This is a genomic window from Firmicutes bacterium HGW-Firmicutes-1 (assembly GCA_002841625.1).
Classification (GTDB): Bacteria; Bacillota; Clostridia; order Lachnospirales; family Vallitaleaceae; genus HGW-1.
Map to the genome: position 1 here is coordinate 122171 of PHAG01000008.1, position 26671 is coordinate 148841.

General features: G+C 33.1%; 29 protein-coding genes and 1 pseudogene. 25 read left to right on the forward strand and 5 right to left on the reverse strand.

The window, feature by feature from the left end:
- Window positions 1-20 precede the first annotated feature (20 nt).
- The 3 genes from CVU84_10270 (at window position 21) to CVU84_10280 (ending at window position 2132) form a co-directional block, all read left to right on the forward strand.
- Entirely contained in the window at window positions 21-1313 is a 1293-nt protein-coding gene (locus CVU84_10270) for a hypothetical protein (GenBank protein PKM94447.1), read from the forward strand.
- Between the two features lie 171 nt (window positions 1314-1484).
- Window positions 1485-1613 (forward strand): hypothetical protein, encoded by a 129-nt coding sequence (locus CVU84_10275; GenBank protein ID PKM94448.1) that lies wholly within the window; start codon window positions 1485-1487, stop codon window positions 1611-1613.
- A 294-nt stretch (window positions 1614-1907) separates the two neighbouring features.
- Entirely contained in the window at window positions 1908-2132 is a 225-nt protein-coding gene (locus CVU84_10280; GenBank protein ID PKM94449.1) for a hypothetical protein, read from the forward strand.
- On the opposite strand, the gene CVU84_10285 is transcribed toward CVU84_10280, so the two are convergent.
- The gene (locus CVU84_10285; protein PKM94450.1) at window positions 2121-2321 is read right to left on the reverse strand and encodes a hypothetical protein; all 201 of its coding nucleotides are present in this window, start codon (window positions 2319-2321) and stop codon (window positions 2121-2123) included. The two genes, CVU84_10280 and CVU84_10285, sit on opposite strands and share 12 nt — an antisense overlap.
- A 437-nt stretch (window positions 2322-2758) precedes the next feature.
- Window positions 2759-2938 (reverse strand): annotated as a pseudogene (locus tag CVU84_10290) (DUF421 domain-containing protein).
- Window positions 2939-3370: 432 nt separating this feature from the next.
- Between CVU84_10290 and rpoN (CVU84_10295) the strand changes: the two are divergent.
- From rpoN (CVU84_10295) to CVU84_10335, 9 genes are all read left to right on the forward strand, one after another.
- Window positions 3371-4711: an RNA polymerase sigma-54 factor gene (rpoN, locus tag CVU84_10295; protein ID PKM94451.1), complete on the forward strand. Its 1341-nt coding sequence runs from the start codon at window positions 3371-3373 to the stop codon at window positions 4709-4711.
- Between the two features lie 19 nt (window positions 4712-4730).
- Window positions 4731-5066 (forward strand): hypothetical protein, encoded by a 336-nt coding sequence (locus CVU84_10300; protein ID PKM94452.1) that lies wholly within the window; start codon window positions 4731-4733, stop codon window positions 5064-5066.
- Window positions 5067-5162: 96 nt separating this feature from the next.
- Window positions 5163-6242 carry a hypothetical protein gene (locus CVU84_10305; GenBank protein ID PKM94453.1) on the forward strand — a complete coding sequence of 360 codons (1080 nt, stop codon included), beginning with the start codon at window positions 5163-5165 and terminating at the stop codon, window positions 6240-6242.
- A 258-nt stretch (window positions 6243-6500) separates the two neighbouring features.
- Window positions 6501-7643, forward strand: coding sequence for a hypothetical protein (locus CVU84_10310; GenBank protein PKM94454.1), 1143 nt, complete (start codon window positions 6501-6503; stop codon window positions 7641-7643).
- Between the two features lie 8 nt (window positions 7644-7651).
- On the forward strand, window positions 7652-8422 hold the full coding sequence (locus CVU84_10315) for a hypothetical protein (protein ID PKM94455.1): 771 nt from the start codon (window positions 7652-7654) through the stop codon (window positions 8420-8422).
- A 34-nt stretch (window positions 8423-8456) separates the two neighbouring features.
- Complete coding sequence (locus CVU84_10320) at window positions 8457-8975, forward strand: hypothetical protein (GenBank protein ID PKM94456.1); 519 nt, start codon at window positions 8457-8459, stop codon at window positions 8973-8975.
- Window positions 8953-9258: a hypothetical protein gene (locus CVU84_10325; protein PKM94457.1), complete on the forward strand. Its 306-nt coding sequence runs from the start codon at window positions 8953-8955 to the stop codon at window positions 9256-9258. Before CVU84_10320 ends, CVU84_10325 begins: the two co-directional genes overlap by 23 nt.
- Entirely contained in the window at window positions 9251-9628 is a 378-nt protein-coding gene (locus tag CVU84_10330) for a hypothetical protein (GenBank protein PKM94458.1), read from the forward strand. Before CVU84_10325 ends, CVU84_10330 begins: the two co-directional genes overlap by 8 nt.
- A complete protein-coding gene (locus CVU84_10335; protein ID PKM94459.1) occupies window positions 9625-10305 on the forward strand; it encodes a hypothetical protein in 681 nt (226 codons plus the stop codon). Before CVU84_10330 ends, CVU84_10335 begins: the two co-directional genes overlap by 4 nt.
- Window positions 10306-10437: 132 nt before the next feature.
- Here the strand turns inward: CVU84_10335 and CVU84_10340 are convergent, their stop codons facing one another.
- The 3 genes from CVU84_10340 to CVU84_10350 are packed head-to-tail and all read right to left on the reverse strand — an operon-like array spanning window position 10438 to window position 12193.
- A complete protein-coding gene (locus tag CVU84_10340; protein PKM94460.1) occupies window positions 10438-11223 on the reverse strand; it encodes an iron export ABC transporter permease subunit FetB in 786 nt (261 codons plus the stop codon).
- A 3-nt stretch (window positions 11224-11226) separates the two neighbouring features.
- A complete protein-coding gene (locus tag CVU84_10345; protein ID PKM94461.1) occupies window positions 11227-11865 on the reverse strand; it encodes an ABC transporter ATP-binding protein in 639 nt (212 codons plus the stop codon).
- Window positions 11866-11884: 19 nt separating this feature from the next.
- Entirely contained in the window at window positions 11885-12193 is a 309-nt protein-coding gene (locus CVU84_10350; protein ID PKM94462.1) for a PadR family transcriptional regulator, read from the reverse strand.
- Window positions 12194-12368: 175 nt separating this feature from the next.
- Here CVU84_10350 and CVU84_10355 point away from each other — a divergent pair, with 175 nt between their 5' ends.
- From CVU84_10355 to ptsP, 13 genes are all read left to right on the forward strand, one after another.
- A complete protein-coding gene (locus CVU84_10355) occupies window positions 12369-13463 on the forward strand; it encodes a chromate transporter (protein ID PKM94463.1) in 1095 nt (364 codons plus the stop codon).
- 61 nt (window positions 13464-13524) lie between these two features.
- Window positions 13525-14454 carry a phosphate ABC transporter substrate-binding protein gene (locus CVU84_10360; protein PKM94464.1) on the forward strand — a complete coding sequence of 310 codons (930 nt, stop codon included), beginning with the start codon at window positions 13525-13527 and terminating at the stop codon, window positions 14452-14454.
- A gap of 18 nt (window positions 14455-14472) precedes the next feature.
- Entirely contained in the window at window positions 14473-15936 is a 1464-nt protein-coding gene (locus CVU84_10365; GenBank protein ID PKM94465.1) for a hypothetical protein, read from the forward strand.
- 215 nt (window positions 15937-16151) lie between these two features.
- Window positions 16152-17441, forward strand: coding sequence for a hybrid sensor histidine kinase/response regulator (locus CVU84_10370; GenBank protein ID PKM94466.1), 1290 nt, complete (start codon window positions 16152-16154; stop codon window positions 17439-17441).
- Between the two features lie 14 nt (window positions 17442-17455).
- Complete coding sequence (locus CVU84_10375; GenBank protein ID PKM94467.1) at window positions 17456-18214, forward strand: ABC transporter-associated protein EcsC; 759 nt, start codon at window positions 17456-17458, stop codon at window positions 18212-18214.
- A 56-nt stretch (window positions 18215-18270) separates the two neighbouring features.
- On the forward strand, window positions 18271-19113 hold the full coding sequence (locus tag CVU84_10380) for a cation transporter (protein ID PKM94593.1): 843 nt from the start codon (window positions 18271-18273) through the stop codon (window positions 19111-19113).
- 185 nt (window positions 19114-19298) lie between these two features.
- Window positions 19299-19718, forward strand: coding sequence for a hypothetical protein (locus tag CVU84_10385; GenBank protein PKM94594.1), 420 nt, complete (start codon window positions 19299-19301; stop codon window positions 19716-19718).
- A 99-nt stretch (window positions 19719-19817) separates the two neighbouring features.
- Window positions 19818-21197: an RNA polymerase sigma-54 factor gene (rpoN, locus tag CVU84_10390; GenBank protein PKM94468.1), complete on the forward strand. Its 1380-nt coding sequence runs from the start codon at window positions 19818-19820 to the stop codon at window positions 21195-21197.
- A gap of 150 nt (window positions 21198-21347) precedes the next feature.
- A complete protein-coding gene (locus CVU84_10395) occupies window positions 21348-23381 on the forward strand; it encodes a Fis family transcriptional regulator (GenBank protein PKM94595.1) in 2034 nt (677 codons plus the stop codon).
- Window positions 23382-23500: 119 nt separating this feature from the next.
- A complete protein-coding gene (gene dhaL, locus CVU84_10400; protein PKM94469.1) occupies window positions 23501-24136 on the forward strand; it encodes a dihydroxyacetone kinase subunit L in 636 nt (211 codons plus the stop codon).
- Between the two features lies 1 nt (window position 24137).
- Window positions 24138-24536, forward strand: a complete 399-nt coding sequence (locus CVU84_10405; GenBank protein ID PKM94470.1) for a PTS mannose transporter subunit IID — start codon at window positions 24138-24140, stop codon at window positions 24534-24536.
- Between the two features lie 51 nt (window positions 24537-24587).
- Window positions 24588-24860 carry a phosphocarrier protein HPr gene (locus tag CVU84_10410; GenBank protein ID PKM94471.1) on the forward strand — a complete coding sequence of 91 codons (273 nt, stop codon included), beginning with the start codon at window positions 24588-24590 and terminating at the stop codon, window positions 24858-24860.
- 10 nt (window positions 24861-24870) lie between these two features.
- Window positions 24871-26589 (forward strand): phosphoenolpyruvate--protein phosphotransferase, encoded by a 1719-nt coding sequence (gene ptsP, locus CVU84_10415; protein ID PKM94472.1) that lies wholly within the window; start codon window positions 24871-24873, stop codon window positions 26587-26589.
- The last annotated feature ends 82 nt before the right edge of the window (window positions 26590-26671 follow it).

The following is a 26671-nucleotide window of genomic DNA, read 5'->3' on the forward strand; positions in this document are numbered from 1 at the left end:
CAAAGTATTGTAGGTGAGTCATGAAAAAAAAATCATTAATAAAATCTTTTTCAATATATAGCCTTATTGCATTTATAATAACTGGTATAGTGTTATCCTATTTTATATCTGACCATATAAAAGAAGATAAACTTGCTAATTTTAAGGATATTTCATATTTTGTTGTAGACAATATAGTTAAAGATAGTCTTAGCGAATCGGACTTCAAGGGTATTATTGAGAGTTCAAAAAGAGACAGTATTATAAAAAGCATGAACAATGCAAGAGATTATTACAAAATGATTTCAATAACTATTATAAATAGCGAAGAAACTGTAATTCTATCTAGTGGTGGTTTATTGAACGAAGAAAAAGTTGTTAAAGATACTAATGTAGATAAAATTCTGAATTCAAAATTAGGGGAATCATATATTATTACAAAACCGTACAAGCTGGAAATCGCAGGAGAGAACTTAGAAAGAAAAGAGGTATTTAACATATATACAGCAGTTACATATGGACAAAAGATAATTGGTGTATATAAAATAATAGTTCCTTATGAAGAAATAAGTACACATATTAATATGTTGAAGTCTATTATATATAAAACTCTTTTTTTAGGACTTTTAATATTATTCTTATTACTCATGAAGATCATTCATAATGCATCAAAAACATTAGTGAACCAAAACAAAGAACTAAATGAAAAGAAAATAAAGCTTGAAGAATCCTATAAGAAGCTTAATGGTTCATATAAGAATACTGTAGTTGCTCTTTCTAATGCGGTTGATGCTCGGGATCAGTATACTGCAGGACATTCAACAAGAGTGGCAGAAATATCGCTTGAAATTGGTAAAGCGTTGGGGTTTTTGGAAGAAAATCTTACAGACTTAGAGTGTGCAGCATTATTTCATGATATTGGTAAGATTGGCATACCCGATTATATATTAAATAAAAATGAAAAACTTACCAATGAAGAATATGACAAAATAAAGCAACATCCAGAGATAGGAGTTAGTATATTAAAAACAATCGATTTTATGAAAGAAGGATTACCTATCATTCGCTATCATCATGAAAGATATGATGGTAGAGGTTATCCTACGGGCATCGATGGTGAGAATATTCCGCTAGGAGCACGGATAATAGCTATAGCTGATACATATGATGCAATGACTTCAAATCGACCTTATAGGAATGGACTTTCTCACGAGATAGCAATTAATGAAATTTTATTAAATAAAGGATTACAATTTGATGGAACGCTTGTTGATGTATTTATGACAATAGAACAAAAGATCAAAACGATATGTAAAGTGAGGGATTTACGTTAGATGAAGTTGGGTCTGTCGATTTAAGAAAATGAATTTAATGAGAAAAAGGTTAGGTTATCAAGATGGGAGTCTTTTCTTGCTTTCACAATTTTGTAAACTACACACAATCTACATAAGACAGTAGTATAATTAAGTTAGGAAGAAAAAAATAACAATAGGACGGTGTTATTTATGGTTAAATGGGTACAGAAATTTCTAGAGAAACTAGCTAAGGCAAATGCTGATACTTTCCAAGGACAAAAGCTAGATTGTTGCGATTTAAACAAGCAAAGTAATAAACAAGGTCAGAAAAGTAAATAGAAGCTATAAATAAAATGAATATGTGATACTAAAAGGCAACTCTTGAGTTGCTTTTTTAGTTCTAACCATGATACTTCTCCAGTTGCTTATACGTAAAGATAATAATCCCTAATTGTATTACAATAAGGAAGTGCTTTTGTAAAGTTTCGCAGTATCTTCCAATCATATCAATCTTTAGTGGCATGATTGTCATTATGATAGGAGTTATGGTATTTAGCAATAAAGTTAATATATTGAGTCGCGTTTTGAATTCCATAACCTTTTATGGAATGGAGAATAAATATAAGAAAAAATTTGATTATTTGGGTATTTGCAGCAGTGCTTGTTATTATTGCAATCTATACTGTGAAAAACAATCAAGACAAACAAATTACAGAAAATACAAATTCGAACAAAGGGAAAAATATTTCCGATAACAAAAAGGAGCAAAGCCAAGAAAGTAATCCTTCTAAAATCAAACAAAAAAGTGATCTTAGATATTTCAAGATCACTTTTAAGTATTGTAGTTTACGACATTGATGGATTTTGTAGTTCTTGAATCGAATATTGACATTCCTCAATACATAATTTTAGATGATGAGAGCCTTCTCTTAACATCATTTTTTCTTGAGGATTTGTCGATTGTTCAGACATAGTATTAAGCTTTTTGACCGTTTGTTCACAGTTTTGCATACAAGTTTGAATATCATTTACTGCACTAGTTGCCATGACAGGAGATCTCCTTTTTAAAAGATTTTAAAGACATATTGTTTTATTGCATTGAAACATTTTCACATTGACGTATACACATCTCAATATGACCAGCTCCCAAAGTGAGCATTTCTCTAATATTTGATTTTGGGATAGCGTTTGCTGATGAACGAATCATGTTAGCTGCATTGGTGCAATCATCAATGCATTGTTGAATATCTTGTTTTGATGTCAAAATAATACCTCCCTTCTAATAAATTTCTAAATAGATACAGTTATTTGCTACAAGTAATAACATATATTAGTATTTAAAAAAAATAATAACTTTATCCGTTAATTTGAAATAATGAGTATGTTTTTAAATTATTGTCCTGATATAATTTTTTTAAGTCCTGCTATAGCTGAGTAACCTGCTGCATTTTTCCATCTCTCATTTCAGTAAACATCTGCCGTACTTCCGCATTTACCATACGTACTGCTGCTAAACTTGCAATCCCTGCTGCTACAAGGTAGTTGTGACCTGAAAGTATCGACAATTGCCGCTGTCTCATATATCTTGTAGTAATAATAAGTGCTATATATAGCAGTATTGCTCTTATAGAAAAAGCCCAAAACGGGAGCTCTTTAGCCCCAAACCATAAATCCTTCCACATCTTACATCGCCTTGGTTTATAGTTTCATACAACATCTTCACTTTTATTCTTAGTAGGTACAATTAAATGGAAATGGGTTAACAATCCATATATTTTGTCATAGCTTTGGTGATAATTATTTATCTACATATAAACTTCATAAATGTTGTTTATAATAATGGCATTAGTAAAAAAAATATTGATGGAGGATTATCATGAAAAAATTAGTGCAACTTAAACTGGATTTTAATGAGTCAGTTTCATCAGGTGACAAGAATCAGATTCTTGTAATAAGTAAGAGGCTTGATAAGCTAATTGATGATTTCATTAAGAAGAGTATACATATTGAGTTAAAGAAAAATTGACTGGTAAAGATTCCTTAAATAATAATTACCGGAGTACTAATACTTATATAACAATCAAGTAGGTGGGATAATGAATACTTCTCAAGGAAATCAGCTAATACAAAATCAGCGCTTGACACTTACCCCTAAAATGATAGAAGAACTGAAACTATTGCATATGTGTAGCATTGAATTATGCCAATATATTGGGGAGGTATTAAATGAAAATCCGCTACTAGAGAGTGATCAAAAGAATGATTGGATAGAAAAACATGCTGAATATTGTCGTCTAAACAATGAAAAGACATATGCGAATTTTAATGACGCTGATCAAGCTTCAATAGATTATACTGAATATACGGAAGCGCCTATATCTCTAAGGCAGTATTTGATTTCACAGCTAGGTGAAATTAAGATAGATTGTTTATCCAGAAAGATTGCAGAGTATATTATTCAATGCATAGATGATAAGGGTTATTTTGAAGAAAATCTTTCGGAAGTTGGAATATCAATAGGTGCACCCTTAAAAAGAGTTGTAAAAGCATTAAAGCTTGTTCAGAATTTAGAACCAGCAGGTATAGGTGCAAGAAATCTAAAAGAATGTTTGCTATTGCAGTTAAAAAGAAGAAATATAATGAATCCTGAATTGAAAATGATCATTGAAGGGCATCTTGATTTATTGGCTGAGCATCGCTATAAGGAGATTGCTAAAAGGATTTCTATTAAAGAAGAGCAGGTTATAAGTTTACATCAAGTTTTAAGAGATTTAAATCCAAAGCCAGGAATACAATTTTCAGGGCATACAATGAACTATGTTATACCTGAGTTGATCGTTAATGAGAGAGATGGTAAATATATAGTAGAGTTTATTGATGAATTAGTTCCATTACTTAAAATTAACACCTTTTATAAAGGATTAATGAAAAGTACAGAGTGTGGCTCAGAGGAAATGAACTATATTAAAACAAAAATTATGAAAGCCACCGAAATTATTCAAGCCATTGAACAAAGAAAAAAGACGATCTTGGCAACGGCAAATTTTATTGTTCAATATCAGGAAGGTTTTTTTAGAAAGGGGTATTCTTATCTGAAGCCAATGACGATGAAAATGGTTTCGAGTAGTATGGGTGTTCATGAGTCAACAATTAGTAGAACTGTAAATCAAAAATATATACAAACGAGTAGAGGTATTTTTGAACTAAAGTTCTTTTTTTCTTCTAGTCTAGAGGCATCAGGAGGTCAAGATGTTTCATCTACATCTGTGAAAGAGCTTATTAAGTTGCTGGTACTTGAAGAGAATAAAAAAACCCCCTTAAGTGACATGGATATTGTTACTAGGCTTAAAGAGAAGGGTATTCATATTGCAAGAAGAACTATATCAAAATATAGGGAAGAGCTTATGATTCCTTCTTCAAGTAAGCGGAAATTATAAATAAAAAATCAATGTTAAAATGCATTATTATAAATATTTTGCTTATAATGAAATCTTCATAAAAACCACACAAATATTTCATATACTTGTCATAACAAAAATAGGAGGCAAAAAAATGAATAAACATTGTGCAGAAAACAAACTTCATAAGGTTTTAATGGTTCTCTGCTGTGCTATACCAATTATTATTTTAGGTGTACTATATTTAGGGAAGGTTCAAGGAACATCATGGGGAAGTATGTTAAGTTTTGCTGCAATATTATTATGCCCACTACTGCATTTGATAATGATGCCATTAATGATGAGACGTAATAAAAAAGAAAGTACGGGAGAAAATAACTCAAGCTGTCATTAGTCAAAAAGGGCAAGAACGAAGTAAATGAAGTAAATGTTTTGAATACTATTTATATTAATTCGAATACTATAATTAAAAATTTATGGAGGTATTAAAATGAAAAAAACAATTCTTGTGGTTGTTTTATTATTCACTATAATCTTGACCGTTGCTTGTTCTCCAAAACAGACAAGCCCAAATTCAGAAACCCAACCAGAGGTTGAACCTGAAACAACGACTGAAGATGATATGGTAAAGGAAGATATGCCAGAGTATTTTGTATATACTGCAAATGAAGATGATGCAACAGTTTCTGTTATAAACATGGCAACCATGGAAACTACTACAACGATCTCAGTTGGTCAAGGACCTCATAATGTTCAAGTTTCACCAGATGGAAAGTATGTTTATGTGGCGGAGAATAAGGACAACACAGTTTCAGCCATAGATACATCTAACAATTCTGTAGTTAAAACAATAAGTGTAGGAGAAGGCCCTAGTCATGTCATTTTTTCACCAGATTCAAGCACTGCTTATGTGACTGTTAATGAAATGGCAGAAGATGAAACTGATTCAGATGATATGGATATGAAAACCACTGGAAATGTATACGTGATTAATGTCACAAGTGGTAATATTGAGACGAAAATCCCAGTTGGTTATATGCCTCATGGCTTAAGATTTTCATCTGATAATAAATATATTTTTGTAGCAAACAATGATTCCGATAATGTTTCTGTTATTGATGTAGCCACTAATCAAGTAACAAAAACAATTGAGGTCGGAAAGAAACCTGTGCAAGTTGCACCTACTCCAGACGGTAAATTTGTATTTGTATCCTTAAATGAGGATCATAGTGTTGCGGTTATTGATACGGCGACGTTGGAAGTAATTAAGACGATTCCTGTAGGCAAAAATCCTATACAACTATCTTCAACTCCAGATAGCAAATTTATTTATGTAGCAAATACAGAATCTGATAACATAAGTGTTATTGATACAGCTACCCAATCCGTAATTAGTTTTATTCCGGCGGGAGATAAAGCACATGGAGTAGCTATTTCAAAAGATGGTAGTACAGTTTTTGTAACCAACACAGGTGCAAATAATATTACAGTAGTTGATACAGCAACAAACTCGGTTATTGATACTATTTCAGCAGGAAAAGCACCAAATGGCGTTACAATAATGGAATAAGTTAATTGCGAAAGCTTTATAGTAAGTCATCTCTTTCATATGATTTAACATAGACATCCTGAATTTTAAGTTTCGAAATTCAGGGTGTTTTTTGCGTTCTTTTATTGACAATAAGAAACCTACAGAAGTTGTTAGAAAACTGGTAAATTATAACAAAGGGTTTTTTATGAAAATAATCGTATATTTTTATGTTTTATATATAACAATATAAGTGGGATTGAAATTATCCATACTGCTTTTATGATGGAGGGCACTAAGGTGAAGTTTTTAAAAGGGTTGTTTACTTTCTTTGTAATATTGGTTATTTTAGGAGGTTTAGTTTATATTGGTTACGCCGTTCTCGAGAGAGATATATTTCAATTACGTGTTGACACTACTCCAAACGCTCAGATGGAAGAAACGAATCAAGACAATATGAATATGAAAGGCATGGATAATTCGGCTCAAGAAAATGTTAAACCTGCATTACCAAATCCTTATGATGCGCAAAATAGGGAGAAAATGACTCAAGCTATAGGTATGATTGATCAGGCGTTAGAATTAATTACAATTGATCCTTATTCTAAAGCCACAATGCCTAGTTCAAAGGATTCAATGCAAATGGATAGTATGCAAGGACAAGAGCAAGGAAATGGTACAATCAATATCTATCCAAGTGATAACAGTTCAGTTAACATTGGACCGTCAGAAAACAATACGGATTCTGCAAATAACGAAGTAAACGCTACAGATGCTATGCAGGGAAATATGGACAGCATGACCATGAATCAAAGCAATAACTATGTTTATGATCAAGGAAAACTACAACAGCTTCATAGTGGTATATTTACGATGGCACAAGGTGTCTTAGCAATAAATGAATTAAATGATGATCTTATTGAACAATCTATGATGGTAGAAACAAATCCGTTAAGTTATCAAACCTATGTTTTAAGATATAGCACTGCTTTAAAGAATAAAACAAATTTAGAAAATGCTGTAGAAATGTTAAGCCAAGCCTCAGTGCTCATTAATATAAACCCTTATGCATCACAAAACGGATATGCTTATAACAATGATTCTATGAAGCAGCTTCATGAAGGCATTTATAAACTGGCACAGGGTATGGCGTTGTTAAAAAGTTTAAATAATGATTTTACAACTCAAATGACATCAGCCACATTGCAAGCACAAAACATTGTATATAATAATCAAATAAGTGTAGATGATATGGGGTATATGGGATATGGGATGTTTGAAAACATAAGTATATCTACAGTAATTAATTTAGTTATTATAGTTTTGGTGGCTGGATTAATTATAGGTATCTTAGGTGCAATATCAAGTTTATTTAAGAAAAACAAAAAAAATATAATTGTCAATCGAGATTATGAAGAGCACAGCCCTACGGAAAGGGGATGAAGCACATAATGAAAAATGATTGGATAATTAGAAACTTACTAAGCGTAATACTTGGAGCAATTGCATTTGGATTACTATTTAATATATTTACAGGAGGTGGAAATGCTATGAACGAAAATATGATGGGAAATGGAATTGGATCATATGGAAATTCTATAAATGGATTTTTAGCTAGTTTACTTGTTTTACTTGTGAAATTTCTTATGATTGTTCTTGTAATAGCAATCGTAGTTGGAGTTGTAATGTGGATTAAAAACAATTTATTTAAAGATACGCATATAAATATTTCTCAAGCAATCAATCACGATCCAATATTAAAAGCAATATTTGGTATTACAGTTGTTGTATTTGGTATTGTTCTTATAGGTTGGGTGTTTAACAATTTTGTTAATCCTAGTATGGGTTATGGTTATGGTATGGGGAATATGGATGGAAACAGTATGAATTATGCAAATGGACAAGGCATGATGAATGGATCAGGTATAAATATGAATGGATTTAATACCACATTTGGCATAACAGGAGTTGTATCACTTTTAATTAAAGTATTATCCTATGTATTTATAATTTCTTTGATATTGGGTTTAGTTGCATATTTGAAGAAGCAATATGAAGCTGGAAGCTTTGATTTTCTAAAAGCAACGACTAATCAAGTTAATGCAGGTTCAGTTAATACAAGTCCAGTTGCATCAATCATTACGAACCCGAATATGGATCAAAAAACTGAACAAAAAATAGATCAAAAAACAGAAATAAAAACCGATCAAAAACCAAAATAATAAAAAATGATGGCACTGTAAGGGAGAATATAGGGTGAAAACAAGGTTTGACTTTATCATTCATTGGCTTTGGACAATTGTATTTGCCATATTAGCCGTTAGCGGTATTGCAATGATAGGAGTAAAGTATGGTTGGATTTTAAATTATGATATTTCTTCAGCAGATTTAACACATCGTATAGTTGCGGCAGTATTTGTAATTCTTACATCTATAACCATTGGTTATGAAGTAATACGTGGAATCAAGAATGATGAAAAAAAGTTAGCATGGTTGATTATCGGAAAAAGTGGATATCAACTCTTTACCTTTATAACAACCTTAATTTTTATTATTACAGGAGTGATAATTTGGGTGTGTATGGGTACAAATTCAAATATGTCAGCTATAGCTTTTTCACTATATATTCACGAAAAGTTAACTTATGTTGTTGTTGCAAGTGTTATATGGCATATATATGAAAAATGCCATGCACTTACTTGGAATAAGAAGTTAGTTAAATGTAATTTGGTTAAAGAGAGGAAAAAGGACGATGATGCAAAAGGCATGGTTTAAAACATTTATATGGTTTGTTTCAACCGCCATGTTCTTCCTTATATCAAGCATTATAATATCTGAGTTTAGTCCTGAACCATCTGAGCAAGAAGTAATGGCCTATATGGCTGGAATGATGCAAGCTATGGAAACGTCATTAATGGGACTTTCAATGACTATTGAACAAGATGTAGAATTAAAACGCTTCATTTTAAACGCAACATCAATTACTTTCCCTCTTGTTTTTATAGGCATAGCAGGGGGTATTTTCATTAGAGTTACTAGGAGGAAAAATAGTGGTTAAAAAAAAGTTGGCCTTTATAAAACTTTCAGCTTTCTTTGGAATGATAACTCTTTTAACTATATTTTTCTTATGGGGTAATAAATCTAGTACAACTTCACCTGCTAGTATGATGGGACAAAGTATGGGAGACATGATGAGTGGTGAGCATTTACAAGACATTACAGTCAGAGAGCTTATACTACAACAAGATCAAATAGAAGAATCTCAAGATATAGATTCACAAGCAAGTCATCATAGTTCCGAAGGATTTCTTAAAACAGCCCACTATTTATCAACAGCAACGATAGTAATTTTGCTTCCATTTATACTAGCTGGAACGATCTTTCTAGCAATCATCTGGCTAAATACAAAATCGGAGGTAAAAAGGTGAATTTAGGTAATGTTGGTTCTTTTTATATGGTATTTCTTATTTTACTTCTTATTGTAGGGTTGGGCATGTTAGCTATGGGCTTGATCACATATATGTTCAAACCTATAAACAAAAAATCACTCAAAAATGAAGGAGGTAATTTTATGCAAAATAATAATTGGTTAAAGCTAGCGTTATTTTCATTTATAGGTATCATGATTTCAGTCATAATTTTAGGGTTTCTATCACCTAATGGCTTTACGGGAAGTAGTACATCAGGACACGGTGATATTCTATCGCAGCAGATGGGTAATATGAATAATGCTTCAGGCGGAATGATGAATGGTAATGCTACTATTATGAATTCATCTGGAAATATGAGTGGGATGGGAACAATTGGTTATTCGCAAGCAGACAATAATGTAATGATGAACAATTTTTATCAGATGCAATTGCAAATTAACCAAATACAATTGCAAATAACTCAATTGCAACAAATGATGAATAGTACTGGAAGTATGCAAATGCAATCCTCACCTGCAAGTAATTCATCAGGTATGAGTGGAATGGGAATGATGAATATGGGAGGAATGTCTGGTGGAGGTACTGGAAGTACTATGACTACAACAATGCCAGCATCGGCTCCAGCTCCAGATCCAGCTCCAGCAGGGGGCGGTATGAGTATGCCGATGATGTAGATTTTAGTTTTGACGAATGAATAAGAACTATTTAAGAAAATGTAGTATTTCATATGTAATAAATTAAAAGCCCATATCCTAGGTTGAAAATCTAGTATAGGGCTTTATATAAATAATTAAATTGATTGCTACCTATTCCTCAATAACCAACTGACTTTCCTCATTAAAGAAAGTCTTATACCCCAAAGTAACCAATAGTATAACCGTTAATGCAACACTCCCAAGAATACCTAGCATAATGGCTATTTGATATTCGATAGCAGTGGTAGGTGCTGTGCCAGACAATATTTGTCCCGTCATCATCCCCGGTAAAAACACAATCCCCATACCCACCATAGAATTAATTGTTGGAAGTATAGCAGAATCAAAGGCGTTGTCCACGATTGCCTTAGTAGCCATCTTGGGAGTCGCACCTAGCATTAAAGCGGATTCAACAAGATGCTTTTGCGTATTCATACCATCTACTAGTCTTGATACTCCCAATGAAATCCCTGTCATTGAATTACCTATGAACATACCAGCGATAGGTATAAAGTATCTAGGATTATACCAAGGAGTGATATTCACTACAACAAATAAGAAATAGGTAAGACTTGATAATGTGCCAAATAGCATGGAAACAGCAATAATTCTTTTAAAGGATTTTGATAGTTTCGTTTTCGCTCTTTTATATATATTATGGATTGCAAATACTTCCATAAATGATATCGCCAATATTGTATAGACTGGATTAGCATTTTTAAATAAATAAACCAGAATATAACCGGTTAATATAAGTTGAACTGTCATTCTAACAGAAGAAATTAGTATTTCTTTTTCTCTGGAAATGCCCCTTGCTCTTACAATAAATAGTAAGATTACAATAAAAACATATGCAGCAACAATTTGCATCAATTTTAAATCTATTACTCCATCCATCGGCTAAACCTCCCCTTCATCAATGAGCATGCCATTTTTGATTTCAATAATTTGATCAGAAAAGTGATGGGCTACTTTTTTAGAATGAGTAACCATAATCAGCGTCTTATTATTATCTTTTGTATATTTTACCAAGGCCTCAAAAATCAAATGCTCTGTATCTTCATCTAGTGCAGAAGAAGGCTCATCTAACAATAGAACTTCAGGCTTTAGTAGAATTACCCTTCCAAGTGCTACTCTTTGTTTTTCTCCACCAGATAGTTTATCTGCATCTTCGTTTAAATCTTTTTTTAAATTCACAAGCTTTAATATTTCTATTAATTCATCATCTGAAACAAATGTCTTTTCAGCAAATTTCAGGCCAATCAATAGGTTGTCTTTTATGCTACCAGAAAAAATAGCAGGTGATTGTGGAAGCATAACAACATTTCTTCTTAGTTCAATAGAATTAATATCCTTAAGTGATTGATTGTCATAAAAAACTTCTCCACGATCACAGCTGATCAATTTATTTAAAAGTCTAAGGATAGTAGTTTTTCCACTACCACTTTCGCCGATAATACAAGTGATTTTGTTTTTGGGGATCTGAAGTGCTTTAATATCGATAATGTCTTTATATTTAACATCTTTAAGTACAAACATAAAAATGTCCTCCTTGTAATTAGTCTTTAATCTCTTTAAATAATTCATAGGCTTTTTTTCTTGCTTCTTCTAAAACAATATTACCCAGTTCGGTTATTTTGTAGTATTTTCTAATTTTTCCATCAACAGTAATTACCTCTTTCTGCAATAATGCGCTTTTTTGCATGCTGTGAAGTAAAGGATATAATGTTCCGGGACTCATATTATAGCCATGCTCCTTAAGCTCTTCTATCATCCAAGCACCATAAAAGGGGTTCTTTTTTGCATGATGAAGTATATGAATTTGAATAAAGCCTAAGAAAAATTTTCTTAAAATTTGGTCTTGCATTTTTATTCTCCTCTGTATATAATTAACATATCGAAAGTCGATATCAAGTTACGATATTAATATAACATATTTATTTATCTTTTTCAATAGTCTTTATTTTAGTATATACCTAACAATGAAAATGAAAGATAAACTTAAAAAAAGGGTAGAATAAACAAGGAAAGCGAGGTATTTTATGAAAGAAATAATTTTATATTTCCTTAAGATAGGGTTATTCGGATTTGGTGGACCCATGGCACATATCGCTATGATGGATGATGAATTGATTGAAAAACGAAAGTGGGCTTCAAAGGAAGAATTTTTAGATGGCTTAGCAGTTTGTAATATGCTACCAGGACCAGCATCAACACAATTAGGAATATATATGGGATACGTAAGAGGTGGGGTATTAGGTGGAATTTTGGCAGGAATAGCTTTTATTTTACCGGCTTTTTTAATAATCACGTTACTAAGCTTCTTATACTTCAACTACGGAGCAATTCCTCAAGTAAAAGGTATACTATATGGAGTAAATGCAGTAGTAATTGCATTGATTAGTTCTGCACTTTATAAAATGGGTAAGAAGTCTATTGATGATGTGAAAGGTACTTTAATATTTATTGGAAGCGCTCTTCTTATTTATCTAGTTAAGGTAAATATGATTCTGGTATTGATTGTCGGAGGTATACTAGGGATTTTGATTTATTATAAAAGTCAAAATAGTAAAATAAATTGTTTCATAGCTGTTCCTTTCGTTGCATTGGATTCAAGGCTACTGAGACTATTCGCCTTTTTTATTAAGGTGGGCTCATTTATTTATGGTGGAGGCTTAGTCGTCATACCTTTTATTGAACAAGAAGTAGTAGAAAAACTAGGGTGGATGACCCAACAAGAATTTTTAACAGGAATTTCTTTTGGACAAATTACACCTGGCCCAGTAGTGATTACCTCTGCTTTTATCGGCTACAAGGTATACGGTGTATTAGGAGCATTTGTTGCAAGCTTTGCAATTTTCCTGCCATCCTTTGCTTTTATTTTAATTGCGGCGCCCTATTTAAAAAAAGTAAAAAATATTCCATGGGTAAAAGCATTTCTAAAAGGAATCAATGCAGCAGTTATAGGAACTATTTTAGCATCAATACTAACCTTAATTCCGAATGCCTTAATTGATATATGGACTATTTTGATTGCTGTAGGTGGATTTATCGCATTATGGAAGTTTAAAGTTAATGTGTTTTATTGTGTAGGGGCTGCAGCAATACTAGGAGTAATTATCACTAATTTTATATAGTCATAAATGTAAAAAAGTGATATGATTATTCTACAAAAGAGTAAAATATGAGGAGGATACTATGAAAAAAATAAGAATATCAGCAACACTACTTATTATCATGCTTTTAATTACTATGCTAGGGGCCTGTAACAAGGACCAAAAAACCAAGCCTACAATGGATGAACCTGAGGAAGAAAAGAGTGAAGAAAAATTAGTAATTGATAAGGAAGACTATCCCGTTGTTGATGGTTCAACCGCTACGATACCATTATCTTTAGCGGCTTATATGCAGCTAACAGGTGCTGCCGCTGAAGAAGCGGAGGTAGCAATAAAACATACTAGAACAAGCAATTCATATGTTCGACTAATGAATAAAGAGGTTGATCTTCTAATTGTATATTCAGCACCTGAAAGCATTCAACAAGAGATAGACAAAAGCAATGTTAAACTAAACATCAAACCAATTGGCAAAGATGCATTGGTATTTATTACAAATGAATCAAATCCAGTTGAGGGGCTGACAACTGAGCAGATTAAGGATATTTATAATGGAAACATTACGAACTGGTCAGAGGTGGATGGCGAGGATCTGGATATTATTGCATTCCAACGACCAGATGAATCAGGTAGTCAAGCTCTTATGAAGAGCTTAGTCATGAAGGATGAGAAAATGTCTGATGCGCCAACCTTTCAAAAGCCAGCTGAAATGGGAATGCTAATAGATGCCCTTGTGGAATATAACAACGAAGCCAATGCAATTGGCTATTCAGTATTTTATTATGCAAATTATATGTATGATCAACCAGGGCTTAAATTTATAGCGGTGGATGGTGTTATACCTGAAAATGATACGATTCAATCAGGAAAATATCCACATGTTAAGGATTTCTATGCTGTCATAAGAGAAGAAGAAGACAAAGACTCAACTACATATCAAGTATTTGAGTGGCTAACTTCTAAGGATGGACAACAACTCATTAGCGAAAATGGTTATGTAAGTATGGAATAGAAAAGGGAGGGTACCTGTGTGAAGAGAATTGCATGTTTTATTATACTAATTAGTATGACACTTGTTTCATTTAGTGGATGTAAAAAAGACTTTTTAGAAAGCTTTAAGGATGTTGAAGAATCCACAAAGAAATCAACGCAGGAAAATGTAACAAAAACAGCGGTATATTCCTATAAAACACCAATACTTAAGAAAAGCTTATTAAAGATGGATGAAGTATTTCTTTTGGGAAATGATTTGACTGTTATTTCTGAAGGTATTTATTATAATCAGTATTTTGATAATCTTTACATAATAAGTGGTAAAGGTGAGTTGATTAAGCAATTTCAGAATGTGGAGTTGCTAGGTCAACCAGGGATATTGAATGTCAATAAAAATCTATACATGGGAACTTATACGAATGAAGGTTATCTTTATGGATTATATGATTTCAAAAAACTCGATTGGAGTATTAAGCCCCAATACAGCAATATGATTCCCATATCAGAAAATTTTTACAAAGTAATTGATCAAGATGAAAATAGCGGCGTTATAAATAGTGAAGGTAAGGTCATAATCCCATTTAAATATCCTTCTAATTACAGCTTTAGGATGGCTGAGGATTATTTTATTTGTAGTAGTTATGAGGAGAACCAAGTTCTTATACTTGAAGAGGGAGGTAAAGTTATAACCATAATAGAGGGTTGTGATGCTGAGGCAATCGGTAACAATTTATTGGTTTATCATATTGATGGTAACAACTCATTATATGACCTTCAAGGAAAGCCAGTTTTTGATAATCTATCACAAGAATACTTTTTTGACAGCTATTATAAAAAGATAGTAGAGCATGAAGGGAATCATTATCGTATTTATAATGAAGATTTAAGGATGCTTTGTGAGCTTCAATTAAAAGAAGGTCAAGAATTATATACCCAAGAGAACTTCTTTACTGTAAATATAGAAAATAATGGAGCATATATCCAAGAGTATTATGATTATGATGGAAATTTATTGACAGATGAAAGTGGCAAACCATTTACGCATGTGTATTCCAGTTATTTATATTCAAGGCAAAATACAACTACAAATATTTTGGATACGAAAACGATGAAACACATTACTTTACAAGAATCGATAACCGATGATATGTCAATTGTTGAAATTGGAAAAGGGTTTTTTGGAATTACCAACTATACAAATGATTACTATAGAATGAACATTTATAATGATCAGGGTGAGAAACTACCATCTAAAGAGTTTGAATGGGCATATACGTTTGGTGATTATATTGTTGGAACCAGTGAACCCGAATACATCTATGATTACAACTTCATATGTACTATAATAGACTTTAAAGGAAAGGTTTTATATGAATCAAGTGACCGTGAGAATATATCACCTGTTTCAGATTCAATATTATTTGCCAAACGTGGTAATTTTATTGGTATAATAGATATGGATGGTAAATGGATATTTAAAACTTTTCTAGCTAATGAATGATGTTTCACTATACCCGTTTTTCTTGATAACGATAGTATTACATATGCAATTGGAAAAGCGGCGGATATATGTCAAAGGTTTAATTTTACGTAGCCGTTTTTCTTGATAACTAAGATAGTATTATATATGCAATTGGAAAAGCGGCGGATATATGTCAAAGGTTTAATTTTACATAGCCGTTTTTCTTGATTCAATGAAAACAGAGGTGATGATCTATGAGAGTGCTTGTAGTTGATGATGATAAATTGAATTTGAAAGTAGCAGATGGTTTTTTGAAGAATTGTTTCACAGATTATTATGTCATTCTTTGTCAAGAACCGACAAAGGTAATGGGCATTTTAGAGGCAGAAAATATTGACATTCTTTTGCTTGACATTATAATGCCTGAACTAAGTGGTATAGATTTATTAAGACAAATAAGAAGCAATGATTTCTATCGTGATATTCAAGTTATCATGTTGACCTCGCTTAATGACAAGGATAGCTTTAAAGCCTGTTTTGAGTTAGGCGCAAACGATTATATTTTGAAGCCCATAGATATAACAGAATTTCAAGCTAGGTTACATGCCGCAGAAAAGGCAAGAAATAATACACGTATGTTAAGAGAAATGTTAGATATGATGAAAGAACAAAATAATGAACTGAAAACAGTAAATTCATTGCTTAAGGATACCCAGTTTCATTTAATTCAATCAGGAAAGATGTCTGCTATTGGTGAGTTAGCCACCGGTGTTGCCAATGATATTAATGCACCGATTGGTGATGTTTACAATCAATTAAAGGAATTATCGGGTTATCATAAAATAGTTAAGGATTACATTGACTTTAGTACAGATAGTCTTGATAAGATAGCGAGTAGAGTTGAAGATGAAGATACCTTAAAAATAATTGAAGCGGTGAGGAATAAGCATTCGAAATTAAATATGAAAGACGTCACAAAAAATGTTGACTCAATTGTGGAAGAATCCCAAAAAGACCTCACATGTGCATCAGAGATAGTTCAATCTCTTCTAAACCTTTCGTGGATTAACCCGCAAAAGAATAATGCCAGGTGTAGGATAGACAAACTAATTGAACAAGTACTACTAGTGATTAGAAATGAAGCTAGTAAGGTTGTAGAAATAACTAATTTGGTTCCAGAACTCTCAGAGGTGTATTGTAACCAAGGAGAAATAGGTCAAGTAATTCTTAATATTGTAATAAATGCTGTACAGGCTATTAAACATGAGGAAAAAGAAGGATTAGGTCATATCTATTTCAATGGGTATGAAGAGGAAAACTATATTAGCATAAGGATATATGATGATGGACCAGGAATACCACGAGAAAATTTAGATAAAATTTTCAAGCCATTTTTTACTTGTAAGGAAGGGCAAGGAACTGGTCTCGGTCTTAGTATTTCCTATGATATCATTGTGAATAAACATAAGGGTATGATATATGCTGAAAGTGAACTTGAAAAAGGAGCTGCATTTATAATTAAGCTCCCTAAAGTAACAAATTAACTGGAGTGAAATTGATGAATAATTATGAAAATAAAGTAAAAAGAGAAATGCTTATTTGGGAAAAGGAACTGCTAAAGAACCCTAGTTTATCAAGCCGGTTTGCAAAAGGCTTACAAAACAGAGTAAATAATATGATCCCAGCTAATATACATCAAATTGTAACGCAAGCAATCAAAAGGATGGTTAAGGTTGTCCTTTTTGGTTTTGAGTTTATGAGTAAAAAGCCTTTGAGGGGTACTACAATTGCTCATAGAGAAAAAAAGGTATTAGAAAAAATTGATCAATATAAAACGTTAGCAATAGCGAGTGGATTTGGTACAGGAGCTGGAGGTATTTTTATTGGTATGGCAGATTTTCCAATATTATTGTCTATAAAAATGAAATTCTTGTTTGAAGTTGCAAGCTTATATGGTTTTGACGTTAAGAACTATAAAGAGCGTGTTTTTATTCTTTATGTTTTTCAGTTAGCATTTTCAAGTCAGCAATCTAGACAAGAAGTTTATAAGAAAATTGTGAACTGGGAAGAATATGCAAAAAGTCTCCCTACGAAGGAAGATATATTTGACTGGAGATCTTTTCAACAGGAATATAGAGATTATATTGATTTTGAAAAAATGCTTCAATTGGTTCCGGGTATAGGTGCTGTTGTAGGTGCATATGCGAACAATAAGCTTATGAAGCAACTTGGAAATGTAGCCATGCAAGCCTATAGATTAAGGCTATTAGGTTCACCAAATACAACTATAGAGCATACTATAATTACAGAGAATTAATTGGGGATGTTAATTGGGTGAAAGAACGTTTTGTTAAAATTGCAAGAGTACTCTGGATGCTGCTCTTTGCAAATGTGCTAGTTGCAGTGTTGAAAATCTTTGTTGGTAGTATTACCAATAGTGTGAGTATGACAGCGGATGGATTTCATTCATTATCAGATGGTTCATCAAATGTTATCGGTTTAATCGGGATAAAAATTGCTTCAAAGCCAGTGGATGAAAGTCATCCTTATGGACATAGAAAGTTTGAGACGTTATCGGGACTTTTTATATCTGGTATGTTATTTTATATTGCTATAAAGACAATATATGGAGCGATTATAAGATTTGCATATCCTAAAGCACTAAACATTTCTATAGGAAGTGTTGCTGTATTACTTATAACAATTGGTATTAATCTAGCAGTTTCGATTTATGAATACAAAAAAGGATTAATGCTTAACAGTGAAGTTCTAATTTCGGATGCGATTCATACAAGAAGTGATATTTTTATTTCAATAGGTGTTCTTATATCACTACTAAGTATTAAGCTAGGCTTGCCTCCGATGGTGGATTCCATTGGTTCAATGGTAGTTGCGATTTTTATTATTCATGCTTCTTATGAAATATTTATATCTACAAGCAGTATTCTAGTTGATAAAAGCGTGATAGACGAACATACCCTCAAACAAATCGTTATGAGTTATTCTCAGGTAAAGGAAGCTCATAAGATTAGAAGTAGGGGGAAAAAGGACGATGTTTTTATAGATATGCATATTTTAACTGATCCTGAAATGAGTATAGAAGAGTCGCATACACTCATGCATATAATTGAAGAAAGATTTAAAGAAGATTTAAATAGTAATATTCAACTGATTGTTCACTTTGAACCGTTTTATATTAAGAATTTGTCCACGTAGAAAAAATAAATTATATATAATCGATTCATTTCTTGTACCAAACAGAAGTCATATAGAATAAGATAAACTAAGACTTGTAATGAGGTAAAGAAATGGCTATGAATGATGACTTGTATTATGATTATGAAGGTTATGACGATTTTGACGATTATGATGATTATGAAGATTATGACCAAATAGAAAGCATGCAACGCGTACCTGATATTGATGATTATCCAGATCTTCCATTTGATCAACGTAGAAGAAGGCGTCCTAGAAGAAGGCCACCAATTGGAAATATTCCAGGAAGACCACCTCAAGGCCTACCACAAGGACCACCCCAAGGACCTCCGGGATCACCTTCTGGTTCTATGCCACAAGGACCACCTCCGAGTAGGATACCAAGAAGATCCCTTGGTGGACCTAGTTTATATGCTGTTGATCCAGGAGCTATTTGGAATTGTAGATATAAATACACTTATATATGGCTTGAGGATGGACGTAGTTTTTGGTCATGGTTGGTTTTCGTTGGAAGAAGATCCGTTGCTGGCTATCGTTGGATAGGTTATGGTTGGGTATATTTTGGAACTGATTTAGATAATATTTCGGATTTTGTTTGTTATTAAAATAAGATTAATTGAGAAGGCCAGTAAAACGGCCTTCTTGCTTTTTTTATTTTACTTAGCTATAATAATGGTATACAGATGGTTGTGAGGTGATGCATTTTGGACTTAGAAATGAATATGAATCTTGCTCAAGAACAGAGACTACTAATGACTCCACAGCTTGAATACTCGCTGAAAATACTGAAAATGAATAACGAAGAACTACTTGAACTTATTGATGAAGAGGTTCAAGCTAATCCAATACTTGAATACGCGGAGAATACTTCAAAGCCAAGTCGAAACATGAAAGATTCAATCAAAGATACAAGCTACTATGATGAATATGGGACAGCCAACTTTAATGAAGAGAATGATGAATTTAACTATATAAATTCTATACCGGATGCTTCAAGCTTAAAACCAAGCTTGGTGCAACATCTTTTGCTCCAACTTCATACAGAAAAGATTTCCGGCATAATGATGGAATTATGTGAATTTATCATTGAAAGTATTGATTCAAACGGATATTTTACCATGAATGAAAAAGAAATAAAACAAGTGATTCCTAGTACTTCTAAAGAGATTTTGAGAGCAATTGAGTTGGTTCAAAGCTTTGATCCTCCAGGAGTGGGTGCAAGAAATCTTAAGGAATGTTTACTGCTTCAAATTGTAAGGAATAATATGAAGGATAGAAATCTAATTATAATGGTAGATAACTATCTAGAAGATATTGCAGCGAATAGAATCCCTTATTTATCTCAAGTATTAGGACTAGAAATTCCACGGATAAATCAGTTAATTGCTATGATTAAAGGTTTGGATCCTAAACCCGGAAGCAGATTTTCTTTAGAAATAGCTAGATATATTAAACCAGATGTTGTAGTATGCAAAAATGATGATCAGTTTGAAGTAATGATAAATAAAGAACAGCTTCCGAATCTTAATGTCAGTACATATTACAGTGGTCTATTAACAAATAGAAAACAGCTTAATTCTGAAGAATATAGTTATATAAATAAAAACTATACTAGCGCTACATGGTTGATGCGTTGCATAGAGCAACGATTGAATACATTAGAGAGAGTAACTTCTGCTATAGTGCTTCATCAAATTGCATTTTTTGAATTTGGGAAAAAGCATTTGATGCCTTTGACATTAAAAGAAATTGCTTATGAGCTCGATATTCATGAATCAACAGTAAGTAGGGCCGTCAATGAAAAATATCTATTGTGTCAATGGGGAGTATATGAACTAAAATATTTCTTTTCTAGTAAAACAATTAGAGCGGCAAATGGCGAGGATGTCTCTTCATCAAATGCAAAGCTTGTTTTGAAAGAAATCATTGATGAGGAGGATAAATCGAATCCTCTAAGTGATACAACAATATGTAAAATTTTACAAGAAAAAGATATCTTTATTTCTAGAAGAACAGTTGCAAAATATCGAGCTCAACTTAAGATTCCAACGATGGACTTAAGAAAACATTTTAATAATGGGTAAAAATTGACAACAAATAACTTGGTTGATATATATTACCCTAACATCGGAAAGTACTGGTTAGAATTAATCATGTATAGTAATAAAAGCTGGCATGCTTATTGCTTACTTAATATCATTATGACTCACAAAGAGAAGAGGACAAAGGATATGATGATACAAAATATAACAAGAAAAGTCATAATAAACCATGAAAAAGGGCTGCATGCTAGGGTTGCAGCTATGATTGTGCAAAAAGCTGAAGAATTGCAAAAAAAATATAATGTTATCTTTAAGGTGAAAAAAGGTGCCTATAAGGAAGTGCCACTGAGCAGTATACTATTATTGATATCAATGAAAATCAAAGCAAAGGATGAAATTGAAATCATTACTAGTGGCGAGGATGTTAAAATTGCGACTCAATTGATGGGGGATTTTTTGGAAAGTGATTTTGTCTATGATCAGAGTTCCATTAGCAAGGTAGACATTCTTCTACAAGACAACATATTAACCGCAGAGAATATCTTCAGCAATATGGCAAATGGATTGTTAGCGATTGATGAAAATGATGTAATTATTATATTTAATCAAGAAGCAGAGCGAATGTTTGGTATGACCTCGGATGATGTGATTGGCAAAAATATTCAACAAGTATTTCCGGATTCTAAACTTCCTCAAATAAGTAGCACTAAAACATCTGAAATTGGATATACACAACAAATTCGCAATTACACAGTAGTCACAAGTAGCACACCAATCCTTGTTGAAAATGAAAGTAAGGGTGCTATAAGCATTTTTGAAGATATCTCTAAGCTTGTAAATATTTCTTGGCAATTAATAGAAATAAAGGAGTTAAAAGAAAAATATCAACTCATTTTAGAATCTGTTCAAGATGGCATTTGTGTATTAGATGAAAAAGGTGAGATCACTTATGCAAATGCTTCTTATGTACGAATTACAGGTCAAGAATTAGCCAATCTAACTGGTAAGAATATAGTTGATGTATCGCCAAGCGGAGATAGAGTGAAGGTGCTTAAAACAGGTGTGCCTATCTTAGGAAGCATTCGCACAAAAGAAAATGGAGTAGTAGTTGTAGCAAATGTGAATCCAATTATTGTTGATGGGCAGATTTTAGGGGCAATTTCAGTAATCAAAGATATTACGGAGGTTCAAGACCTAGCAGAAAAACTTAATCAAATGTCCGCAAAAGCAGAATATTTGCAAGAAGAGCTCATTCGAACTAAAAAATTAGGGCCTGCATTTGATGGTATTATCGGTATTAGTGGAAAAATATTTGATTCTATGGCTATAGCAGCAAAAGCTTCGATGAGTCACTATACTGTTTTGGTACGTGGTGAGAGTGGAACAGGAAAAGAACTGATTGCTGAAGCGATTCATTATTCTAGCGATAGAAGTAATGAACCCTTTATACGTGTTAATTGTGCAGCTATTCCACCAACGCTGCTGGAAAGTGAGCTTTTTGGGCATGAAAAAGGAGCTTTTACTGGAGCCTTTAAAACAAAGCTTGGCAGATTTGAACTTGCGAATAAAGGAACCATTTTTTTAGATGAAATTGGCGAGATGGATAAAAGTATGCAGGTTAAGTTACTAAGGGCAGTTCAAAAGAAGGAGTTTCAAAGAGTAGGTGGAGAAAGAACAATAAAAGTTGATGTTAGAATCGTCGCAGCGACCAATCAAAATTTAGAAGAATTGGTTAAAACAGGTGATTTCAGAGAAGATTTATATTATAGATTAAATGTAATTCCTATTTGGCTACCACCCTTAAGAGAAAGAAAAGAAGATATTCCTGTACTTGTTGAATACTTTGCACAGAAAATATGTGATGAATTAGGTAAGGAGAAGGTGCAGATTGACAAAGCAGCTATCAATGCGCTGTTTTACTATAATTGGCCAGGCAATATAAGGGAATTAGAAAATATTATGGAAAGAACAATCATTCTATTAGATGATAATACAATAAGGCTAAATAACCTGCCTAAATACATCTATGAAAATGGCAACAACTCCAATGCAGTAGATGAAGTATTGGCTTTATCAGAGCTATTAACCTGGGAAGAATATGAAAGAATAATCATTGAAAAGGCATTAAATAAATATACAAGCTTTAATGCTGCGGGTAAGGCTCTGGGGTTAACACACAATACAATTTCTTCCAAGGCGAAGAAATACAATCTTGTGAAAGAATAATTGCTGGCACACTTCTTGCTTATTAGATTATTATTGATTCATAATCTTAATAAGGAGGCGATTGCAGCATAAACAATATTACCGATAAATGGTAATACATAAATAATGGAGGGATAAAAATGGCAGCAACAATTAATAGCTTTATTAATTCAATCAATGACGAGCTAAACAAAAACAAGGAATACTTAACGGAGTTGGATGGGGCAATTGGAGATGCAGATCATGGAATCAATATGGCTAGAGGCTTCAATGCTGTAGTATCAAAAGTAACAGACGAAGATACAGATATTGGATTAACACTGAAAAAAATTGGTATGACTTTAATTTCTACAGTTGGAGGTGCATCTGGTCCGTTATATGGAACAGCATTCATGAAAGCAGGTAGTGAATCCCTTGGTAAGACAACACTTGATGCTGAGGAAGTTGTGAAAATGCTTACTGCGGCATTAAATGGAATTAAGGATAGAGGAAAAGCCGTTAAGGGCGAAAAAACGATGATCGATGCGATTGAACCTGCATTAGAGGCAATTCAAGTAGGAATAGAAAAGGGTGCATCACTTGTACAATGTCTTGAACTGGCTATTGAAGCGGCAGAAGCAGGAATTGAATATACGAAGACTGTAAGAGCAACAAAAGGTAGAGCAAGCTATTTAGGAGATAGAAGCATAGGACATCAAGATCCTGGAGCGACATCCTCGTTGATTATACTTCAAGCAGTAACTAATCATTATAAATCAAAAGTTTTGGAGGTCTAATATGGTAGGTATCGTTATTGTATCTCATAGCTTTAAAGTTGCCGAAGGCATTAAAGAGCTAGCTATGCAGATGGCTGGCCCAGAACAAAAAATCATTGCAGCTGGAGGCATGGATGATGGTAGTATTGGAACAGACGCTGTCAAAATTTGTGAAGCGATTCAAAGTGCTGACAGTGGCAAAGGTGTGGTAATATTGGTTGACCTCGGTAGTGCAGTTTTAAGTTCTAGCATGGCAATTGAGTTATTACAAGAAAGTGGAGCAAATATTGAGGTGGTCATAGCAGATGCACCGGTTTTAGAAGGAGCTATAAGTGCAGCAGTTCAGGCATATATTGGTAGTAATATAAAAGAGGTTGTTGAAGCTGCTGAGCTAGCACGTGAAGTGTTGAAACTATTGTAAGAAAAGAAGGATAGAATATGAAAATAAAAAAGACTATAGTTGCCTGGAGGTATGTACATGAAAGAAGCTAAATTTATGATTGGAAATGCTTTGGGCATACATGCTAGACCAGCTGCGGAAATTGCTAAAATAGCATCACAGTTTGAAAGCATAATAACCCTTTTTGGAAATGATAGAAAGGCGAATGCGAAAAGTTTATTAATGATTATGTCAATGGGTGTTAAAAATAGCCAAGAATTAACAGTTTCTACTGATGGAAAGGATGAAAATGAGGCAATCGAGGCTCTAAGTCAGCTTATTTCTAATAATTTTTATGAAAATTAGAGGTGTTTGAATGGAATATCAAGGAAAAAGTGTTGTTGAAGGAATTGCACTAGGGACAGTACAGTATATTCAAGACTCTTTTGATGAAATACTTCAAGAATATGTAATAGAAGATCAAGAGCATGAGAAATTGAAGTATGTACAAGCGCTATCTGAGGCAGCTAAACAACTAAGAGTAATCGTTACGAATGCAAAAGAAGCTAACAACAAGGAACAAATCGAAATTATGGAAGCTCATTTATTTATGCTACAAGATCCTATGCTTGATGATAGTATAAATCTACAAATTGAAGCAGGTGAATCAGCACCAAAGGCTATAATAAAGGCATCAGATGAGCTGGCAAATATGTTAGAAAACTTAGAGGATGCTTATTTAAGAGAACGAGCTGCAGACGTTAAAGATGTTGGTAAAAGGCTTCTTAGGAGAATTCTTAATATAGAAGAACCTAAAATTGACCAAGAAGGAATCATTTTATGTGGTGAAGATATTGAACCATCCCTCATTGCAAATCTTTCATCAGATCAAGTGTCAGGAATTGTTATGGGAAGTGGAAGTTCAACATCCCATGCAGTTATTATAGCGAAAGCAAAAGGTTTAGTGACAATAGTTGGATTAGGGACAGCAATGAAAGACTTGAAAAATGGATCAATGGCTATTATAGATGGATATAAAGGTAAGTTTATTGTAGAACCTAGTATAGAGATTATGAATGAATATCAAAAGAAGGCTGAGTTAGAAAAGCAAAGAAAAGCATATTACTTAAGCTTGGCTGATTTACCGGGAATTACCAAGGATGGCTATAAAGTTACACTTGCTACAAACATCGGAAATCCAAAAGACATTGATGATGCCTTGAAATACGGTTGTCAAGGAGTAGGCTTATATCGAACTGAATTTATCTTCATGGGGAAGAAGCAGCTACCAACTGAAGATGAGCAATATAAAGCCTATAGATATGTAGTAGAAAAGGCAAATGGACAGCTATGTGTCATACGAACAATGGATATTGGTGGTGACAAACCCCTTGAATATTTATCCATTGGAAAAGAAGAAAATCCATTTCTAGGTTGGAGAGCCATTAGAATTTGCCTAGAAAGAACAGACATATTTATGACTCAAATTAAAGCAATTCTAAGAGCAAGTGCCTATGGTAAGGTTGCAATTATGCTTCCTATGATTATTAACTTAGAAGAAATTAAACAAGCAAAAGTGTTGATTGAAAGAGCAAAGTTAGAACTCACTGAAGCAGCAGTTGCATTTGCTGAAGATGTTCAAGTAGGAATCATGATTGAAACGCCAGCAGCTGCAGTAATGGCTTCTGTTTTTGCAAAGGAAGTTGACTTTTTTAGCATAGGAACGAATGACCTTGTGCAATACACCTTAGCGGTTGACAGAGGTAACCAAAAAGTAAGTTATTTATACGATCACTTTAATATCGCGGTTATTCACTTGATTACCAAGATTGTAGAAGCTGCTCATGCAAATGGAAAGTGGGTAGGTGTATGTGGCGAAATGGCAAGTGATCCATTAGCAGTTGTGTTGTTTATGGAAATGGCTATAGATGAGCTGAGTATGAGTGCCCCATCGATACCAAAAATTAAGGAAGTAATTAGGGGTTGTAGAAGAGATGGGAAAGTTTTGGAGCAGGTTTTAAAGCTAACGGAAGCGGCTAAGATAAGAGAGTTTTTATCTACGTGTATAGTAAGTGGAAAAGCGGCAGAAGTGTAAGGAGGAATTTGATTTAGCGTAGTGGATTTTCTTTTTGTTAAGAAGTTTTAGCAAATGCAATTGGAAAAGCGGCGGAAGTGTG

What these genes read in the sequence shown, in the direction of transcription:
- CVU84_10325 (PKM94457.1), top strand. Translation starts at nt 8,953, where the DNA reads ATGATGCAAAAGGCATGGTTTAAAACATTTATATGGTTTGTTTCAACC.
- CVU84_10405 (PKM94470.1), top strand. Translation starts at nt 24,138, where the DNA reads ATGGTAGGTATCGTTATTGTATCTCATAGCTTTAAAGTTGCCGAAGGC.
- CVU84_10395 (PKM94595.1), top strand. Translation starts at nt 21,348, where the DNA reads ATGATACAAAATATAACAAGAAAAGTCATAATAAACCATGAAAAAGGG.
- CVU84_10380 (PKM94593.1), top strand. Translation starts at nt 18,271, where the DNA reads ATGCTGCTCTTTGCAAATGTGCTAGTTGCAGTGTTGAAAATCTTTGTT.
- CVU84_10385 (PKM94594.1), top strand. Translation starts at nt 19,299, where the DNA reads ATGCAACGCGTACCTGATATTGATGATTATCCAGATCTTCCATTTGAT.
- CVU84_10410 (PKM94471.1), top strand. Translation starts at nt 24,588, where the DNA reads ATGTACATGAAAGAAGCTAAATTTATGATTGGAAATGCTTTGGGCATA.
- CVU84_10305 (PKM94453.1), top strand. Translation starts at nt 5,163, where the DNA reads ATGAAAAAAACAATTCTTGTGGTTGTTTTATTATTCACTATAATCTTG.
- ptsP (PKM94472.1), top strand. Translation starts at nt 24,871, where the DNA reads ATGGAATATCAAGGAAAAAGTGTTGTTGAAGGAATTGCACTAGGGACA.
- CVU84_10340 (PKM94460.1), bottom strand. Translation starts at nt 11,223, where the DNA reads ATGGATGGAGTAATAGATTTAAAATTGATGCAAATTGTTGCTGCATAT.
- CVU84_10300 (PKM94452.1), top strand. Translation starts at nt 4,731, where the DNA reads ATGCATTATTATAAATATTTTGCTTATAATGAAATCTTCATAAAAACC.
- CVU84_10345 (PKM94461.1), bottom strand. Translation starts at nt 11,865, where the DNA reads ATGTTTGTACTTAAAGATGTTAAATATAAAGACATTATCGATATTAAA.
- dhaL (PKM94469.1), top strand. Translation starts at nt 23,501, where the DNA reads ATGGCAGCAACAATTAATAGCTTTATTAATTCAATCAATGACGAGCTA.
- CVU84_10350 (PKM94462.1), bottom strand. Translation starts at nt 12,193, where the DNA reads ATGCAAGACCAAATTTTAAGAAAATTTTTCTTAGGCTTTATTCAAATT.
- CVU84_10370 (PKM94466.1), top strand. Translation starts at nt 16,152, where the DNA reads ATGAGAGTGCTTGTAGTTGATGATGATAAATTGAATTTGAAAGTAGCA.
- CVU84_10360 (PKM94464.1), top strand. Translation starts at nt 13,525, where the DNA reads ATGAAAAAAATAAGAATATCAGCAACACTACTTATTATCATGCTTTTA.
- CVU84_10275 (PKM94448.1), top strand. Translation starts at nt 1,485, where the DNA reads ATGGTTAAATGGGTACAGAAATTTCTAGAGAAACTAGCTAAGGCAAAT.
- CVU84_10355 (PKM94463.1), top strand. Translation starts at nt 12,369, where the DNA reads ATGAAAGAAATAATTTTATATTTCCTTAAGATAGGGTTATTCGGATTT.
- rpoN (PKM94451.1), top strand. Translation starts at nt 3,371, where the DNA reads ATGAATACTTCTCAAGGAAATCAGCTAATACAAAATCAGCGCTTGACA.
- CVU84_10315 (PKM94455.1), top strand. Translation starts at nt 7,652, where the DNA reads ATGAAAAATGATTGGATAATTAGAAACTTACTAAGCGTAATACTTGGA.
- CVU84_10270 (PKM94447.1), top strand. Translation starts at nt 21, where the DNA reads ATGAAAAAAAAATCATTAATAAAATCTTTTTCAATATATAGCCTTATT.
- CVU84_10285 (PKM94450.1), bottom strand. Translation starts at nt 2,321, where the DNA reads ATGGCAACTAGTGCAGTAAATGATATTCAAACTTGTATGCAAAACTGT.
- CVU84_10375 (PKM94467.1), top strand. Translation starts at nt 17,456, where the DNA reads ATGAATAATTATGAAAATAAAGTAAAAAGAGAAATGCTTATTTGGGAA.